General features: G+C 68.0%; 1 protein-coding gene. It reads left to right on the top strand.

Annotation, left to right across the window (positions count from 1 at the left end):
* Window positions 1-694: enoyl-CoA hydratase-related protein (locus tag OR16_RS38915; RefSeq protein ID WP_006164969.1), on the top strand; the 694-nt coding region annotated here is incomplete at both ends.

Below are 694 nucleotides of genomic sequence, written 5' to 3'. Positions count from 1 at the left end.
TGGAAACTGACGTTCGCAGGCCCGGTGGCCACGCTGTCCATGGATGTGGACGAAGACGGCGGCCTGCGCCCCGGCTACGCCCTCAAGCTGAACTCCTACGACCTCGGCGTGGACATCGAACTGCACGACGCCGTGCAGCGCATCCGCTTCGAGCACCCGGCAGTACGCACCGTGATCCTCACCAGCGCCAAGGACCGCATTTTCTGCTCGGGCGCCAACATCTTCATGCTCGGCAAGTCATCGCACGCCTGGAAGGTGAACTTCTGCAAGTTCACCAACGAGACCCGCAACGGCATCGAGGACGCCAGCCGCCACTCGGGCCTGAAGTTCATCGCGGCCTGCAACGGCACCACCGCCGGCGGCGGCTACGAACTCGCGCTGGCCTGCGACGAGATCGTGCTGGTCGACGATCGCGCCTCGGCCGTCAGCCTGCCCGAAGTGCCGCTGCTAGGTGTGCTGCCGGGCACCGGCGGGCTCACGCGCATCACCGACAAGCGCCGCGTGCGGCGCGACCACGCCGACATTTTCTGCACCACGACCGAGGGCGTGCGCGGACAGCGGGCACACGACTGGAAGCTGGTCGATGCCGTGGTCAAGCCGGCGCGCTTCGCGGAGCATGTGCAACAGCGCGCGCTTGCGCTCGCCGCGCACAGCGACCGGCCCGCCGACCAGGATGGCGTGAAGCTCACGCCAC

It is taken from the genome of Cupriavidus basilensis OR16, assembly GCF_000243095.1.
GTDB lineage: Bacteria > Pseudomonadota > Gammaproteobacteria > Burkholderiales > Burkholderiaceae > Cupriavidus > Cupriavidus basilensis_D.
This window is presented reverse-complemented; position numbering and strand designations above follow the sequence as displayed.